Raw genomic sequence first — 17238 nt, forward strand, 5'->3', positions numbered from 1 at the left:
CTCCCCCTTATAAAGAACCAGCAGCAAAACCAATTACAGCACCAATTGCAGTGCCCCAGCCTGGCATTATCTGTGTGCCAATCATTGCACCGGTTGCAGTGCCGCTCATTTGCGAATTTTTTTGCGCCTGATCAGCTTGGTCATTTGCTATTTCTCGGTTTTGCTCCATATCTGAGAGCGTTTTGAGTGACTGAGTTGATTTGGCCTTAGTGCTTTGGCCTGCGTTCATAATTGAATAAGACATTAGACGTTTCCTATATCAGCAAGCGTGCTTGTAGCACCACCTTGACCGGTTAGTATTTTGTTTTGCAGATCATCTACTGAACTGCGTGTTTCATTATTCACAGATGCCGTTGTGAGGCTTTTGAGCAGGTTGTTATTGTTATTATCTTGCTTGCTGTTTGCTGCGCTAACACCAAAACGTGCTAACTGCCTGTCTTCACTTTCTTTAGCAATCTTGAAGTTGCTATCAATGTTCTGCTGATTTCGTTCAAGCTGCTCCGTTAATAGCGAATCATCAGTTGCTAACGAAAATAATTTTTCTTGCACTGGAAGGTAACGCTTTTTGTAATCTTCGAATTGTTGGCGTGTTAGATCTGCTAACGCATCTTGATACCGACCCGTGCGTATTTGGCTGGAATCGACGGCATAAAGATCAAATGGATCGTCTGTTGTTGCTGGTGTGTCTGCCATGATGTTATCTCCTAAGTTGTTCTCGTTGCGTTGATATTGCTATCGTCGAGCAAGCTACTGTTAGTCGTTGCGTTATAGGTGATTGTGTTGGCATTGTTTGCGTCTACAGCGGGCTGGTTCTTGTAATAACTAGCCCCTGCACCTGCTATTGCACCAGCTGCGCCAAGTAAGTTGTCGCTTTGTTGTTGTGAGATATTTGCATCATTGAAGGCTTTACGCTGTGAGCTTTGTGCAATATCCGTTAAGGTCGCTGTTGCCTCTTGAGATTGACCTTGGCCCATCGCCATTACATTGCTCATTTTATCTATATAGCGCTCTTGGCCTGCCACCTGTGACCGTGCTGTGGTGTCACTTGATACAACTGATTGTTTGTCGCTTAAGTCGCTCAATGTGCCTTTAAATTTACCAGAGTTTGGATTAACACCACTTGCAGCTAAGTTCGTAGTTGTGCTTGTTCTTGCATCTGTGAATGCTTTTTGACCGCCAAGGTTTGCACTTTCAGCAATGTCTGAATAAACACTTCCATCATTCGCTTCTTTAGCGTCATCAATAACCATATTTTCAAATGGAACTATGCTGTCTTGATAGTAAGCCCATTCTTCTGCATAGACTTTTGCGAGTTCTTTCTCGTACTCAGTCTCTTTAATATCCCCGCCTGATTTACTCATGCTTTACAAACCTCTAAAAAATGCCGCCAGACAACTAAACCGTCACGCACACAAAATCGACGCCAACCATAAGCCGGTGCGACTTTATTAAAACCTTTACGTGCTGTTGAAAACTCTATGAAGGATGCCCGGCCACACTTGGCAAGGCGAATGATGTGATAGAGATACCGGTTGATTGCATCGCCCCCATGACAGGAAGCAACGCACACTTGGATATACTCATGTTTCATTTGCGAACGCGGCCTCAAAACAACGAAGCCATCGGGCGCCACAAACAAAAAAGCCCACTCATTTGAGCAGGCTTTATCTATTTCATTGAACAAGTTGGGTTCGTTCGCCGTGTTACCTATTCGCGTTATTGGCTCTTTAAGCCGGTCACGGTGGTTGGCCCATGACACACACTGCAGATACGATTTGTCCATTATGTAAAAATACTAACCTATATTGGGGGGTTTTGCCATTAACTAATCGTTGAGCCATCTTTGAAGGTTTGGCAAATAATACTTTGCGCAGGTGCGTTAACGGTCTGCGTTCCTTCAGTTGATGTCTTCTTGATTTTCAATGTTACTGTTCTACTAGAGTTCGCTGGTATTGTTGCCGCTAATGTTTTGGTTACCGCAGTTCGCGTTCCATCATCACCACTAAATGCATGCGTGTATGAATCTTGTGCGCCGCTGAAACCGGACACATACAGCAATACCTCCGCTTCGGGTGCAGCGCTGAATCCGTGACTACCAATAATCTTAATTCCACTTACTGTAACACTTCGAGCAAATGGCAAACTTGCTATGGTAAAACTTATCACCGTGTATTCTTGGCTATGAGTTGTAGCGTTAACATTAGATGATGTCTTAACCCTTAAATCAGTTACATCACCCTCTATGTTTGCAGCGTAAACAGTTCCATAGAAACTGGCATTATTACCAAATAAAGTGTTGATATAAGCCTGATCTATTTGAGCACTGCCAATTGCACCATTTGCAATATATGTACTAACATTTGAGCTCAGGATTTTACTAAGTCCAGCAAACGGGCCTAGCACGGGTTTTCCTGTTATTTCGTCATAATCAAGGTAGCCTGTTAGCTCATTGAAAGAGAGTGAGTTTTTTGCAGCTAGAGTTCCAAGTGTAGGCTTCCCACCTAACTCACTGTAATTTAGTGAACTTTTACTCGCAAATGTCCCTAGCCCTGTCACTTTAGATGATGGTATAGCCCCTGCAGACGACATAACTACATTGCCACTACTATCTTTTATAGTGACTGATTCTAGAGTTGCGCTTTTAGCTAGCATATTGCCATTAGGATCAATCGAGAAGTTGTTACTTCTTGCTCCCGTACTCGGATTATAGTTTATAGATGGAGAGCTTAATTGAGAGCCTACAACTACACGGTTTGATAGCAACTCATCGGTAACTAAGCTTTGAATAAATGCTTGGTCAATTACTGCCGTATTTATAACTGTCTTGCCGTCAGAAACAGCAAATACAGGAGTTAAGTTAGTAGGATCTTGATCTGTTATAACAGCAAACTTCGCGCCCTTCACCGCAAATATAGGTTCCACACCATCATTTACAAGGCCAATACTAGACTGCAAGCCGTTAACATTCGTTTTAACTCCCCAAAGCGATGAAAAAACACCTTCGTTTGTCGCGACTGTTTGACTAAGTGTTTGCAGGCTAGCGCCAACGCTTGAACCGTTAGTATCTTCAATTTGTGATTTTAACGTTGTTGTTGCAGTGCTAATAGCGTTGTTTGCTGCTGTTTTTGTATAGTAGTTGTTGTATAAATCCGCGCCTATGCTGCTACCAGCCTGATCTTCTATGGTGCTTTTTAATTGCGTTGTCGCATTGCTTATAGCACTATCTGCAGCCGTTTTTGTGTAATAATTGGTTTGTAAGTCCGACACCAAGAAATCGATATCACTATCAAAACTAGACTGAAGAGCATTGATTGCTGAGCTTATGGCGCCATCTGTAGCAACTTTCGTGTAATAATCAGACACCAGCATTGCATGGTTGCTATCGATGTTAGATTTTAAAACTTCTGATGCTTCGCTTATTGCTGCATCCACTTCCACAGTTGTTGAATAGTTAACCTGCAAGTCTGATTCAAGATCATCAATAGTCGAATTTAAAAGCGTTTTAGCTTCGCTAATTGCAGCATTAGTTTCTGCCTTTGTTAAGTAGTTAACAAATAAATCAGCACCTATGCTGTCGCCGCCTGGGTCCTCGATTACGTTTTTCAATTGCGTTGTTGCTGAGCTAATGGCGCTATCAGCTGCGGCTTTCGTATAGTATTTCGTTTGTAAATCAGCGCCGATACTATCACCGTCAGGATCTTCCATCGCTGCACGCAACGCAAGATCAGCACTTGCAATTGCTTCGTTTACACTAGCGCTTGTAAGGTAGTTGTTTATTAAATCTGCTTTAACGTCACCTACATCACTATCAAGCTTTAATAAGTCTTGTGCTGTGGCTTGCGCCTTTGTAGCAAACGCTGTTTGCAGTTGGTATAAGCCTGCGTTGCTTTCATCTATAGCCGCATTCAAAGCAAAAACACTTTCAGACAGAGCAGTTTGCTCATTAGCAAGCACACGCTGATTGAGGATTAAGTCAGCCTCGGCAAATATCCGTCTTTCACCTTCTAAGTCATTAGCAAGCGCGTTTTCGATAATCGCTTGTGCACTTGGTTCAAACTCGGCTCTTAACTGTTGGCTGGTGCTTGCACTGGCTTCTACTGCGTCCGCTTTTGTTTGAAAATCATTAAAGAGCGTAGCGCCTAAGCTATCCCCGTCTGGATCTTCAATTTCACTTTTTAACGCAGTGGTTGCCTGGCTAATGGCTGTGTTGGTTTCTGCCGTAGTTGAATAATTAACTTGTAAGTCTGCGTTTATTTCGTCTTTAATGCCCTGATCACCATCTTCAATATCTTGAGTTAGTGAAGATCTTAGCGCTGTTGTAGCATTTGTTATGGCACTGCTTGTTTGAGACTTCGTGAAAAAGTTTTCATATAAATCAGCATTTGCATCATCAATATTTGACTGTAACTGTGTTGTTGCATCAGCAATCGCCTGATCCGTTACTGTCTTGGTGTAGTAGTTAACTTGTAAGTCAGCGCTTATTTCATCAATAACAGTCTGGTCACCGTCAGAAACCAATTGGCTAAGCGTTGAGTTTAAGGCTGTAGTTGCGTCGCTTATTGCGCTATCTGTCGCCACCTTTGAGTAATATGAATTAAATAAGGTAGCACCTAAACTCTCACCTTCAGGATCTTCAATTGCGGCTTTTAGTAATTGGTCCGCCCGTGTAATAGAACTATCCGTTTCTGTTTTAGTGTAATAGTTTTGGTCTAAACCTGCGTTAATTAGCCCAATATCAGTTTTAACGTCGGATCGAAGCGCCGTTACCGCAGAACTTATAGCGCTATCAGCATTCGCTTTCGTGTAAAAATTTTCGTAAATATCAGCACTCACGCCATCTATTGATGCTTGAAGTTGCGTGTTTAATTCACTTAAAGCGCTGTCAGTATCTGTCTTTGTATAATAATTTAACTGTAAGTTCGCTCCTACACTATTTCCATCTGGATCTTCAATTAAACTTCTTAACGCTGTCGATGCGCTTGTTATCGCTTCGGCTATCGTTGCCGATGTGTCATAGCTGTTCAATAATGTTGCTGATACGCCGTCTATGGATGACTCTAATCGCGTAACCTCTTTAGCTGTCGCCAAAGCAGTTCCAGCAAACGCTTCTTCAAGCCTGTATAATTCTGCTTGGCTATCTCCAAATTCGGAGCGTAGTGCAAATATAGATTCAGCAATAGCCCCTTGTTCGTCAACAAGCGCTTGTTGTTTGGATATTATTTCTGCTTCAAATAGAAGTCTTTGGCTGTTTGATTCATCATTCGCCAACGCATTTTCAATCGCAGCTAGGCTTAACGGGTCCATTTCAGCCCTGATCTGTGTATTTAACTCAGCAAGTGCACCGTCTGTATCGGTTTTGGTGTAATACTGAGTAAACAGCTCAGCGCCTAGGCTGTCACCGTTAGGGTCTTCGATTTCACTTTTTAGCGTAGTTGTGGCTTGAGCAATCGCACTATCAACAGTCACATTCGTATAGTAATTACTTTGTAAATCTGCAGTGACTGCTTGCAGTGTTTCGATATCCCCATTATCAATGGCTTGGTTTAGTTCTGATCTCAACGCTGTAACACTATTTGCAATCGCTTCATCAGCACCAGCAATAGTGTAAACACTATCAAAAATACTGGCTTCTAAATCATCAATGCTGCTACTCAGTTGAAGGGACGCTTCGCTTATAGCGTTGTCTATTTCTGTTTTTGTCGAATAGTCGCTTATTAATATAGCGCCAATGCTATTGCCTTCTGGATCTTCTATTTCACTTTTTAAAAGCTGCGTTGCCTGGCTTATAGCGCTATCTGTTTCAATGCTTGTGAAATAGTTGTTTTGTAAGTCTGCGGAAACTTCGCCTATATCGCTATCTATGGCTGAACCCAGCACGGTTACTGCTGTACTTATCGCGCTGTCTGTTTGCGATTTTGTGTAGAAGTTTTGATAAATGTCAGAACTTGTGCCGTTTATGCTTGATTGTAATCGCGTTTCAGCTTGGCTTATGGCTTCTTCAGTATCAACCTTTGTAAGATAATTTGTTTCTAAGAATGCTTTGTTTTCATTTATCGTACTAAGTAGTTGGAACGTGCTTTGTGCATTTGCTGCCAAGCTATCTGAAAATGACTTGGTTAACTCTGTTATGCGAGCGCTACTGTCATTGAATTGCGACTCAATAACAGTTAATGACTCTGCAAGCGCTTTTGTCTCATCCGTAGTAACTTGCTGTTGCTGTAGAATGTTGGCCGTTATAACTTGTTGTTTGCTGTGTGCTTCATCATTAGCTAGCGCATTATCAATAACAGCTTGTGCCAGCGGGTCAAACCGGCTGTTCAATTCAAAAATAGAGCGCGATATAGCGGCTTCGGTATCTGCCTTCGTAAAGTAGTCAGTGATAAGCGTTGCGCCTAAGCTATTCCCTTCTGGATCTTCAATTTCTGACTTGAGCAACTGCGATGCTGTAGTGACTGCTTCGTTAGTTTCTGCTTTCGTAAAATAATCACTGGTTAATGTCGCACTTATCTCACCGTCAATTTGTGATTTTAACTGTGTAGTAGCTTGGCTAATTGCACTATCAGTTTCAGTGATGGTGTAATACTGCGTGTCTAATGTGGCTTGTATGCGACTTTCAGTATCTTGCCCTGCTATCTCAATGGCTGATTCAAGATTTGTAGTTAGTTGGCTTAGAGCGCTATCCGTGTCCGTTTTTGTGTAGTAGTTTGTTTGGAGTGAAGCTCCTAAGCTATCCCCTTCTGGATCTTCAATCAATGCCTTAAGCTGAATACCATATGCAGAGATAGCACTGTCAGTTTCGACGCTTGTATAATAATCATTATTAATTAAAGCGCCCAAGCTATTACCGCTTGGATTTTCGATTTCAGCCTTTAGTTGCTGAGCGGATAGACTAATAGCACTATCGGTATTAACCTTCGTGTAATATTGCGTATTGAGTAGGGCCCCTACACTAGTACCTTCAGGATCTTCTATTTCTGCCTTGAGCTGATTTCTTGATGTTACTATCGCCTGATCAGTGGTTGCTTTTGTGTAGTACGTATTTGATATGTCACCGCTTAATGATGTGCCATGTTCTTCAATTTCTACACGTATTGTTTCCGCTGCAGCGGCAATAGCCTCATTAGCTTCTGTTTTGGTTAGAAACTCGGCCTCTATCCGAGCGCTCATGTTATTAAGTTCAGACTCAAACAGAACAAACTTAGTCGCGTTATTTTGCCAATTCTCGTCGTTAATAAGAGCCGCATCTATTAACTGTCTTGCTAAATCGTCATTACTTATTTCAATTGATTCAACTCTGTTTTTAGCTTCATCGGCGCTTTGTTTAGCATTTTCAGTTTCAACGTTTAAAGCATTGATCGAGTTGTTAATGTTAGGTATTTCTACTTGTATATTGCTAACGGCACCTTGAATACTAGGTATATCAATTAAAAATTGGTCTACATTCTCACGCAAAACGGGAATATCAATTTTAAACTGGTCAATATCAGTCTTTAACGCAGGTATCTCTACAAGACTAACTTTATCAAGATCTGATCTTAGCTCTGGAATATCAATAAGAAACTGATCGACATTGGTGCGTAACTCAGCAATATCAATTTCAAATTGGTCAATATCAACTTTTAGTGATGGTATTTCCTTTAAAACTATACTGTCTATTAAGTTTTCAATATCTGGGATAGAGTCTATGGCAGAGGTGAGGAAATCACCTAAATGTGACTTTTCGATCAAGCCGCCAATTTCATCTAGGATCATAGCCGCGGATTCTTGTGTTACCACTTTCAAACCGGCTGCACCTTGTGTTGGCCCTTTCATATCTGCAACATTTACAAAGCGGACCCAATAATAATATTCAGCCCCCATATTAACTGAATCACTAAATACGTCGGTCACTTCTGTCGCAATAAGTACAGCGCTGTTAAATGAGTCGGTTTCACTGCGCCAAATTTCAGCATAAGCATGGCCGCGATATGTTGGGCTATCCCAAGTAAGTGCAATGAAAGTAAATCCACCAGTGCCCGAAAGGTTAACGGGCTTATGAGGACGCTCTACGCCTCCAACTATGATAGGTAAGCCACCTCCATTAGTATTGCCACTTTTAGCACTTTGCCTCAGTGCATCAAGTTTCATCTGATCAAGGTTAACCAAATCTTTAACTAATAAAGCTCTATTTTGACCGTCGCCACGTTGACCTGTAAGTAACTCTATATTTTCAGCTAAAGCACTTTGCGTTTGCTTGCCACTTTGTCGGCCAATACCAGGAAAATCACTTTTCTTTAGCTTCTTTACCATTAAGCCACAACCTCACGCATTGTCGTTGCAATTGAAACACTGTGTATTGTCCCTCTACCATAAACCTCAAACGCCCAAGAATCGCCGCGAGTTGGAGGAAGCCTGAACGCTGCGCTAGGGATTTTACCGGGTTCAAGGTGCAACACTTCTATTTCGTCAGCAAAAATACGTAAACCTGATTGGTTAATGTTAACGCCTTTAACCATGCCACAAGCAAAGCTTATGTCTTGTGCCTCAAAGTCCTTAGACCGCCACTGATAACTCATAACAGAAGGGCTAGACTCCCATTTGCTTAGATTTCCTCCTTGGCATGTATATAACGCATCATCAACTAAGCTGTTAAAGCCACAGTCTGCAGTTGCTGTAAAATGCCTAAAATCGCCTGTGTTTGGGTCGAATATAAAACCTTTGTCTAAATTTTCCCCGTAGAACGCGAGGTAGCGCCCTTCTTGGTGATATGCTTCTATTGTTTGAGGCTCATACTCTTGCCATTGTTCGCGAGTAATTATTTGATTGGTCAGCATGCTAAGGCCGCTTGTTGACAATGAAATTAAACCATCTGGACTTGCATAGATCAGCGAGCCATTAACAATAACTGCTGATCGCCCACTTGCGCACGCTTGATTAAATTCCAATTTTTGCCCTGCCATTGCACTGGGCGTGATACCACTGAACAAGTACGGGTAACCTTTAGTTAGTACCGCCAATGTATTGCCTAGGGCAGCAACTGTCACAATGTCATGCTCTGTAGTCTGCTGATAATCACTCGGCCATGCATAAGGCAGGTACGCCTCACTAAAGCAAACTGTGCTATCAAAAAAGCCAGCAAGAATACCGTTCGCCATCGACGTTAATCCGATCATAGCTTCGTTTGGCATTTCATAGTCGTATGTATTAAGTGCCGCACCTAATTCTTCTCCTTGAATATCATCAGTGAAAGCGTTTTGCGAGATTGGTATTTCAGCCACAAATAAATAATCAGCTGAGCCACCTCCAGTTGCTGTTCTATAAATACGCCTATGTGTTATGTTTGATGCGTTCACGTTCGGCGGGGAAAATACCAGCGTTACATAGGTGCTATCTTCATCAGGATATTTAATTTCAACCCTCTGTGAAGCTTCACCTGGTGGTCCTTCCTCACCTGCTGCAGTGACAAATGTATGAGTGTAATACCTTGTTTCGTCATCATTAGGGTCAATGCTTGCACCATCTTCGTTTTCGTCAACTCCCTCAGTTACAGACGCTATAATTGGCACCTCTGGCGCTTGCAAGCCTAATCGGTAAGATGCTGCAGGCATATTTGAGCCACTGAATATTTCGTTATTTGTTACTTTCGGGTATCCATCGCCAGTAAAATACACACGTTGCCAAGGATCATCTGCGATAGGACTTGGCACCGCATGAACGTGCTTATCCCAAGCAAACCAGTTTTCATTTAAGTATTGGTATATTGTCTTTGCTGTTTGTAGTACCGCGATACCTGTCAAGGCTGGACGTTTTAGCGGGGATAGATTGCCATTATTAAAATGACAACCATATGCGATAGATGCAGATTCATTGGGAAGTAAACGAGGATCGAGTTTCGGCCGTTCACCGGCAAAAGTTTTAACAGTGATCGCAGGCATTGTAATTCGCTTTATGTAAGTTGAAATTGAAAGGTGATGTTATTGCTTGAGTTTTATTACTTTGCTCTCCCACTTGTAAGCTTTGTAGCAGTGATTATCACCATCGAAGGGCTTAGCTAAAAAATCAATAATGAGCATTTGATAGTTGTAACGCTTATCCTGCCTCAACCTGTAGCTGCGAGCGGAAATAGATTCAAGCTTGGAGCCATGGCAAATACTACAAATAGTTATGTCGATACTGTATAAACTATTAAAAGCCCAGACACTGCCAAACAACGCGGATGCTGATAAAATGATAAATGGCCCGATAAATAAAAGGCCACATAAAATGTAGCCCGTTAACGTTCTTAAAGTTTTAATACTTTCCATACTCACCTACTCAAAAAAAGCTTTTCTAGCCATAATAAATTGCAAACCAAACTCTTTAAATTCTGCTTCATCAACAAGAGTTAATACCTGTGTTCCATCACATGTTTCAGCATTAAAATTGATAGGAAAAAATTCATCATCAACTTCAAACTCTTTTGCAATTTCAAGGGCGCTCTTTAGTGCTGATAACCCGTTTTGATTAGACTCATTAAGAGATACATCAATGCCTTTAAACTCAATTCCTTGAATTTTCATTATCTGCTTTTGATAAGGTTCAAGCACGTTATCAACGGTTCTTACCGCTGGGCGCAGGGGTTCCGTTGGCATCGCTTTAGGTTCAGCTTCAATCAATGCGCCTTCTTCGGTTGGAATTGGGTCAGGCAAGTTTGCGTTGTACTGTTCGACTTTGTTTAGTTCAACTAGATAGTCGTAATAACGTTCAGCCCAATCCCATTGCTCACCCAAGCTCACCAACTCAGCAAAGAGCGTTGTGATTTCTAAGTTAGCGCCCGTTGCAATTAAATGTTCAAGCTCGCTGATAAACTTAGTGTCGGGTCTTGGTTTTAGCTCTGGCAAACCGTTATTTAATAATGGCTCGATGCCGTCTTCATTTAGAACAACAAAATCAATTAGTTTACTTATCATTTTTCATCCACCCTAATGCCTCTGAAGTATTATGTGTTCCGAACGGCAAGCTATTACCGTCGAAGTCTGTTCGTGTTGACTCGCTATCGGCAATACCAATCAGCCCGTTATCATTCCAGCTACCATTTGAGTACTTAAGTGCTGCATAGGCATATTCGATATAACCTTGTGAAGACACTTCTACTGGGTAACCTAATGCTTTCACACCTGTAGAATCATTCGTTGGAGCTGGCTGGTTGATTACTTCATGCTGTGGTGGTTTGCTGGCATAAATTCGGCCATTGTTATTGTTCACTGTTACATGGCGGGTAAGTGGGATAGTTGCGCCCCTTGCGTCTTCGAGAGTTGAACGACCAATCAGCCCCGTTAATGAAAACTGTAAATCGCTACCAAACAGGTCATCGTAAGTTGAAGATACAAACACACCAAAACTATTCGCTAAATCTATAGGTGCATTCCTTAAAGATGCTACAGTTAAGCAGCTCTTTGTTTGATACTCCGCAATGTGAACTGTTCCTGCCGTTGGGGTGAAATAACGGCCACTATTTACACCGTCTTTGCCTGATAAGTCAGCGTATGAGGTTTCAGACCACGTAACACCTAAATCAGCACTGTGACGCCAAGATTTAAAGTATTTGTCTAACCCGTTAACTGGGTGGGTGAATTTAAACAATTTCACCGTTCCATCTGGTATTTGTTCACACCAACCACCTTGCCAACCATTAACTAAATCTGTGCACTGAAGGATATCTGCAGGGTCAGCAAATACATCGTTACATAAAAAGTAACCACCAACACGCGTTAATGATTTCGTGGTGTGAACAACAAGCCCGTTAGGTTTACAACCATTGTTTGTTGTAGTTTGGACAAACTTTTCACCTATACGTGTAACAAAGGCTTTTTTATATGTTCCTGTCGCAGTCTCACAATAAACAACATCACCAACTTTAAAGTTTGTAGCTTCATCATTCAGGAAATCAATATAGGTGTTGTTATCGGCGCTGGTAGCTGATTGATATACTTTGGTGAACGGTACGTAACCTAACCCGCGCTCTGAACCTGCTTTGTATCGCAAATCTGCTTCGCAAAAGTCCTTTTTAGTTAAGCCCCAAGCAGAATAGCGCATATCCCTTGCTACACCACCTTGGCCTTCAGCATAAATGGCATCGAAATAACGACCATCTTTTCGACCACTCAAGCCTGAGATAATTTTACCTGAGCCTGTTGCTACGGCTGCGCCCGATGTTAAAGTTCCAATATCAAAACAATCTGCAGTTGTTAGTGGTTTTTTATAAAGAGGCCTGTCCCAGTGCACTCCTGCATTTTGGGCTGACGATATAAACATTCTGGTACCCATAGGGTTAAGGCTAGGGTGATGACCACCTGCGTTTAATCGACGTACAGTGCCACATACTAATAAATAACAATGACCATTGTGGCCACCTGCAGAAAATGGTGATGTACCGTTACCAATATTCGCTTCGAAAATACCTTGTTCATTTTCAATATGAACTACACCGTTACCATATCGATTGCTGATATAAAATCCTGAGTTAGCATCTGGTGAGTTCCAAGCCGCTAAGTGGTCTGGTATGTCGTCTTGTTTGCCGCGTGGTTTTACTCTAACCATATCAGCAAAGGCTAAATCTTGACGGGTTCCCTTATTAGTATCGAGTTGAAGCCAACTACCATTACCCATGCCAGCGTATGAGACACCGCGAAGCGTCCACTGATAAAACTTGCCTGTTTGGTCATCAAAGAAAATTAGATTGTCAAAATCAGAGGCAATTTTTTTACGTTCGCTCTCTGCAGCCTGTAGCCAATTGACGCCAACACCCCGACTTTCGGCATCTCCCTTATACCATGCAAAGTACTCGGCTGGTCTAACAGTGTCGTACTCTGTTGGTACACCATTAATATTACCCGAACGGTTTTGACAGTTACCCCAACGATATACAAAAGGGTCTTGGTCATTGATTTCACGAAGAAATAGCTCGAAGCCCCACATATCTTCACGGTCAATAACAACCTTGTTGGTTTCTGTTTCACTAGCAAAGGCAATTGCTGGGGTCGCATGTAAGATGCTTAAGCCTGTTGCCGAGTCATACGTTCTTAAACCTTCTTCTGCAGGTGGTAACTTTGCAGCGGCATAGTGATAATCAAAACTTTGTTGTAAGCCTACTTTAATCGCTACACCTGCCATATTTAATACAGGATAATCCGTTTTTGAAATGGCATCAGTACTTGCTTCTTTCTTGTTTCGACCCAGTAGAAGCAGATTTGCCTGGCTTTCGACAGTGAAGCTACCAAAAGCTTGAAGACCTTGATTTACATTATTGCTATTGGTGCCGTTATGTTTGCCTTTGTGGATGAAACCAGAAGCAGCAAATCGTTCTTTAGCGGATTTTATATAAGCATCCATTGAAGCCTTTCTAAAGGCCCAAGGGTAAGGGTGAATAGCATCTAAATTAGCTAACTTATCATCATGATCACGAACCATTTGCGCAGGCGTTTTTAGGGACTGTTTAACGCCGTGGCTATCAGTAAGTGGCTCACTAGCATTATCAGAGTTTAGCCAAGTGCGTAATTCATCTAAGAACAGCTGCTTTTGATTGAACTGTACTGATATCTGTCCCGCAATACGCGTTAGGATTGTGCCGGATGTATTGCGCACAATTGCATAGCTTTGACCGTTTAAAGTGACTCCCTCGAAGTCACGATCTAATGTAATGTTTGTATCACTATTTACAGCAGTTACTTCGTACCACGTTTTAGCATCAAGCGTAAAAATATCACCTATTGCAATCGAGATAACATCATTTTGCCAATTAGTACTTACACCTATTACATATTGGCTACCACCAGTTACGTTTACTGTTCCTACGCGATACCACGCGCCTGCACTTGCTGTCATCTTACTGCCCCTTCTGCTGACCCATCATTGCACTATCAGCTTGATTTTTCTGGCCCAGCTGGTTCTCAAAAGCTTGTAAGTGCATAGTGCTCTTATTTGGATCTGCTGCATATTCAGCGTCTTTCATATAAGAACGGTATAAGATCCATTCAATGATGGCGTTGACGTATATATCATCTAATGCAATGACTTCACTTGCATTGTGAGCAGTCATATTAATTGACGCCGGTGCTTTTGAATAAGCTAGTGTTAATTGAACGCCAGCTGTTACACCTGGATAAACGTAAAAGGTTTTTGGAACACGTTCGTCATAGATATAGAGCTGAACTTCTGCAGCATCAGTTCCTGCGTACCAGTTCTCATGATTATCATCGAGCACTTGACGGTTATATGGACCTCGAATAGCTTTGCCGGTTGCGTTACGAGTAATATCAATCAATCGCAGCGCATCTGCTGGCAGTGCTTGTTTAGTACCTTCTACACATGCAAAATCATCAATATCAATGCTATATGAATCAGGACGGCGTAGAACAATCGCACGCTGCGCATCATTCAAGTAATTCAATAACTCTTCTTCAGGCCAGCGAACAAAGCCCGGATCGTTTAGTAACTTATTTACTCGCGTAGTAATTTCTTTTGATGTGACAATAGCCATTAGTAAAACTCTCTAGGTTTAGTTGGTCGCTGTTCGTCCAGCGCATTGATAGCTTCGCGGTATGCAAGGCGGTAACCGTCTATAAAGCTGCGACGGTAGTGCTCTGAAAAATTAATATCAGTCCATTGGGTGTTAGGCATTTTCATGAGTGTTGATGCTGCGCCATCGGCAAGGTAATCAGCGTACTTACTGATCAGCGTGTTATTTGCGTTAAAATCATCAGGTAGTGAAAACAGCGGTGTAATGTAATAGAACACTTTAATGACTGAGGTATTCTTTGTTAGAAATACTTCGCCATTCACTGATACGTTGTAATCAATACCCCGCTCTAGCTCATGGCCGTTAGTATCGAGAACAAAACTAACACCCCCAAACGAATGCTCATCATCAATGGTTAACAGTGCTGCCTCACCTTGATTGAATTGTTGTGAGCAAGCCAAATACAAGGACTCTGCGCAAAACTTTTGATATGCACGTTTAAGGTGATCAAGTGCAAATTTGTCAAGAACGCCACCGCAACGCTCTCGAACAAGCGGGATCAAGGTAGACAGCTGAGCCATGATTATTCCTCGCTTTATTCACTCGTTAAAGTACGAAATGCATCACGCACTTTTTTGCGGTAGTCATCTACTGGCTTTTTAGGGCCTTCAATTTCTAATTCATGCGCAACAACAAAGGTATCTAGCTGTTTTGAGCTGTACTTAGCAAGATCAACTTCTTCCCCTTCAACAATCACAACCATGTTGGCATCAGCTTCAGCTTTCTTAGCGGCTTCTTCTGCAGCAAGTCGCTCTTCTTCAGCCAGTTTGTCTATCATTTTTTGTCGCTCAATAACGCCTTCTAACTGGCTTTCCTTTACCCACACGGTAGGAAAATCTAAAAAGCGTGGCGCTAATGCATCATCTACCGGAATAGGTTCGTGACGTTTAAAAATAAGGCGCGTACCACACACCGTATCTTTCTTTACAGGTTTTGAACCAATATAAACAATATTCGTAGCCATTCTAATGACTCCATAAGTCAGTAATTCAAAATAAAAAACCCTGCATTTGCAGGGTTTTAATTACAACATCAAATAGCTTTTAGTAGCCTTTGAATCGATACTCTAGTTGAAGTGTTACTTCACCAGTAGCAGCACCCGTACCTGAGTTTTCAATCACCAAATCACTCGGTCCTGCATCACCGATATAGATTGGTTTTACAGGCGTCACATCAGTGCCGGCAGCAACCGTATCAACAACTGACAGCTCTTTTTCAATACCTTTTGAATCAACGAGTTTTGTCGTTAGCTCTGTGTCAGCACCTAGCGCGCTATTAATCACGCGAATACCGGTTACCTGTGTACCGATAGGCAGTTGTTCAGCTGCAATGACCGTTGAACCCGCTGCTAGTGCAGCTAGCGATAGCGTTAGCACATGTAATGACAAATTACCTTGCGCACCGCGATAAAATGTTTCTTTCATAATCTTTTTCACTATTTAAAAAGTTAGAATTAAAAGGCGGCGTGAACCGCCTTTGAGATTTACTGAAGTGTTACAGCAGTATCAAGAACCATCGTGCCGTAGTCATTTACACGGCCTTCACGGTCTGCAAATCGCACTTTCTTACAGCCGTTCATCCAAACAATGGCTGTTTCATTACCGTTGTCATGGTCGACCTTCTTCGTGCTCATATGGAAGTGAGTACCTGACTCAGCTTTACCATACGCATTACCTAGCGCTTGACCACCCAGCAAGATTGCGCGGTCGATATCCGCACCAGCTGTTACTTGTTTAGTCGTTGCTAACTTGTCATTGTTTGAAACAGTGACAGTATCACCTGCATAGAAACGTACTGGCTTACGATATTGACGAACAAGAATGTTACGCCACATGATCACATCACCTTTGAATACTGGATGGTTAAAGCCGCGACCACGCGCCATTGCACGAGACATAAGCTCTTGCATTTTCTTCTCTGACGCACTATTCCATAAGTCACGCCACTGACGCGGAGTAACAAACAGGATGAAGAACGGCGACTCGTTAGCCATTTCGTCTTTTTCAAACGAAATATGCTTCATTGGGTTTTGCTGCTCTTCAAGGATCAACGCTAAATCATCTAATTTGTCTAACGTTAAAATGTCAGCTGGGTCCAACGTTTCAAATGACGTTGCGTCACCACCAAAGATATGACGGTCATAAGTAGGCGCTTGCACTTCATTAACCATGATTTCGTTAAACTCTTCATGGTCTTCAAGTGGAACTATAATGTCACTTGGGTTAAATGAACCGCGTGCACCTGCCAGGTGATACATTGCCACTTCATCTTTAAGGTCATTGTAGTAATTACCTAACAGCGTTTTAGCCGTGCTAAGCAGGTTATGCTTAGTACGCTTTTGGCTCATCTTACCGCCTGAATCAACCATCTTACGGCCTTGGTCAATGCGTAATTCAAACACTGTTTTGCTTAAGCTCTCGCCGCGGCCTTCTAGTTTCTTATCACCCATTGTTGGCAAGCCGTTTAGGTTGTGGAATAAATCCATTTCAACCGTATCACCGGCTTGTGATTCCAAGTCTCGGATCATGACAATTGGCGCACCTTTCTCGGTTTGGTTTTTGCCATGGTTCGTGTCTTTTTTCGCAGATTGCGGAGCACCGCCGGTCAACATGTTTACAAACGTGTTTTGACGGCGAGTGTGTGTAAACAAGGCTGCGCCAAATGCTTTTGCAGCCTGTGCTCTAGTGATCGTACTCATTATT

General features: G+C 42.2%; 14 protein-coding genes. All 14 read right to left on the reverse strand.

All coding sequences use genetic code 11. The features are described from left to right. Positions 1–7: 7 nt before the first annotated feature. The 14 genes from PASHI_RS00065 to PASHI_RS00130 all read right to left on the reverse strand — a co-directional run bounded on the left by PASHI_RS00065 (position 8) and on the right by PASHI_RS00130 (position 17234). Positions 8–244: a glycine zipper domain-containing protein gene (locus PASHI_RS00065; protein ID WP_062564145.1), complete on the reverse strand. Its 237-nt coding sequence runs from the start codon at positions 242–244 to the stop codon at positions 8–10. Then, positions 244–693, reverse strand: coding sequence for a hypothetical protein (locus PASHI_RS00070; RefSeq protein ID WP_062564146.1), 450 nt, complete (start codon positions 691–693; stop codon positions 244–246). The genes PASHI_RS00065 and PASHI_RS00070 overlap by 1 nt, the downstream gene beginning before the upstream one ends. Before the next feature lie 11 nt (positions 694–704). Beyond that, positions 705–1361, reverse strand: a complete 657-nt coding sequence (locus PASHI_RS00075) for a hypothetical protein (protein WP_062564147.1) — start codon at positions 1359–1361, stop codon at positions 705–707. Beyond that, positions 1358–1684, reverse strand: a complete 327-nt coding sequence (locus PASHI_RS00080; RefSeq protein WP_156426434.1) for a hypothetical protein — start codon at positions 1682–1684, stop codon at positions 1358–1360. The genes PASHI_RS00075 and PASHI_RS00080 overlap by 4 nt, the downstream gene beginning before the upstream one ends. Positions 1685–1821: 137 nt before the next feature. After that, positions 1822–8289, reverse strand: coding sequence for a rhoptry family protein (locus PASHI_RS00085; RefSeq protein WP_062564149.1), 6468 nt, complete (start codon positions 8287–8289; stop codon positions 1822–1824). Then, positions 8289–9914, reverse strand: coding sequence for a hypothetical protein (locus tag PASHI_RS00090; RefSeq protein ID WP_062564150.1), 1626 nt, complete (start codon positions 9912–9914; stop codon positions 8289–8291). The genes PASHI_RS00085 and PASHI_RS00090 overlap by 1 nt, the downstream gene beginning before the upstream one ends. A 39-nt stretch (positions 9915–9953) precedes the next feature. Beyond that, the gene (locus PASHI_RS00095; protein WP_062564151.1) at positions 9954–10283 is read right to left on the reverse strand and encodes a hypothetical protein; all 330 of its coding nucleotides are present in this window, start codon (positions 10281–10283) and stop codon (positions 9954–9956) included. A gap of 6 nt (positions 10284–10289) precedes the next feature. Then, a complete protein-coding gene (locus PASHI_RS00100) occupies positions 10290–10928 on the reverse strand; it encodes a hypothetical protein (RefSeq protein ID WP_062564152.1) in 639 nt (212 codons plus the stop codon). Then, complete coding sequence (locus PASHI_RS00105; RefSeq protein ID WP_062564153.1) at positions 10918–13842, reverse strand: hypothetical protein; 2925 nt, start codon at positions 13840–13842, stop codon at positions 10918–10920. Before PASHI_RS00105 ends, PASHI_RS00100 begins: the two co-directional genes overlap by 11 nt. Position 13843: 1 nt before the next feature. Then, a complete protein-coding gene (locus PASHI_RS00110) occupies positions 13844–14497 on the reverse strand; it encodes a phage adaptor protein (RefSeq protein ID WP_062564154.1) in 654 nt (217 codons plus the stop codon). Continuing rightward, positions 14497–15057 carry a hypothetical protein gene (locus PASHI_RS00115; protein WP_062564155.1) on the reverse strand — a complete coding sequence of 187 codons (561 nt, stop codon included), beginning with the start codon at positions 15055–15057 and terminating at the stop codon, positions 14497–14499. Before PASHI_RS00115 ends, PASHI_RS00110 begins: the two co-directional genes overlap by 1 nt. Positions 15058–15071: 14 nt before the next feature. Then, on the reverse strand, positions 15072–15500 hold the full coding sequence (locus PASHI_RS00120; RefSeq protein WP_062564156.1) for a hypothetical protein: 429 nt from the start codon (positions 15498–15500) through the stop codon (positions 15072–15074). Positions 15501–15579: 79 nt separating this feature from the next. Continuing rightward, positions 15580–15960 carry a hypothetical protein gene (locus tag PASHI_RS00125; RefSeq protein WP_062564157.1) on the reverse strand — a complete coding sequence of 127 codons (381 nt, stop codon included), beginning with the start codon at positions 15958–15960 and terminating at the stop codon, positions 15580–15582. A gap of 59 nt (positions 15961–16019) precedes the next feature. Continuing rightward, complete coding sequence (locus PASHI_RS00130) at positions 16020–17234, reverse strand: N4-gp56 family major capsid protein (RefSeq protein ID WP_062564158.1); 1215 nt, start codon at positions 17232–17234, stop codon at positions 16020–16022. Positions 17235–17238 lie beyond the last annotated feature (4 nt).

The organism is Pseudoalteromonas shioyasakiensis (assembly GCF_001550135.1).
Taxonomy (GTDB): domain Bacteria; phylum Pseudomonadota; class Gammaproteobacteria; order Enterobacterales; family Alteromonadaceae; genus Pseudoalteromonas; species Pseudoalteromonas shioyasakiensis.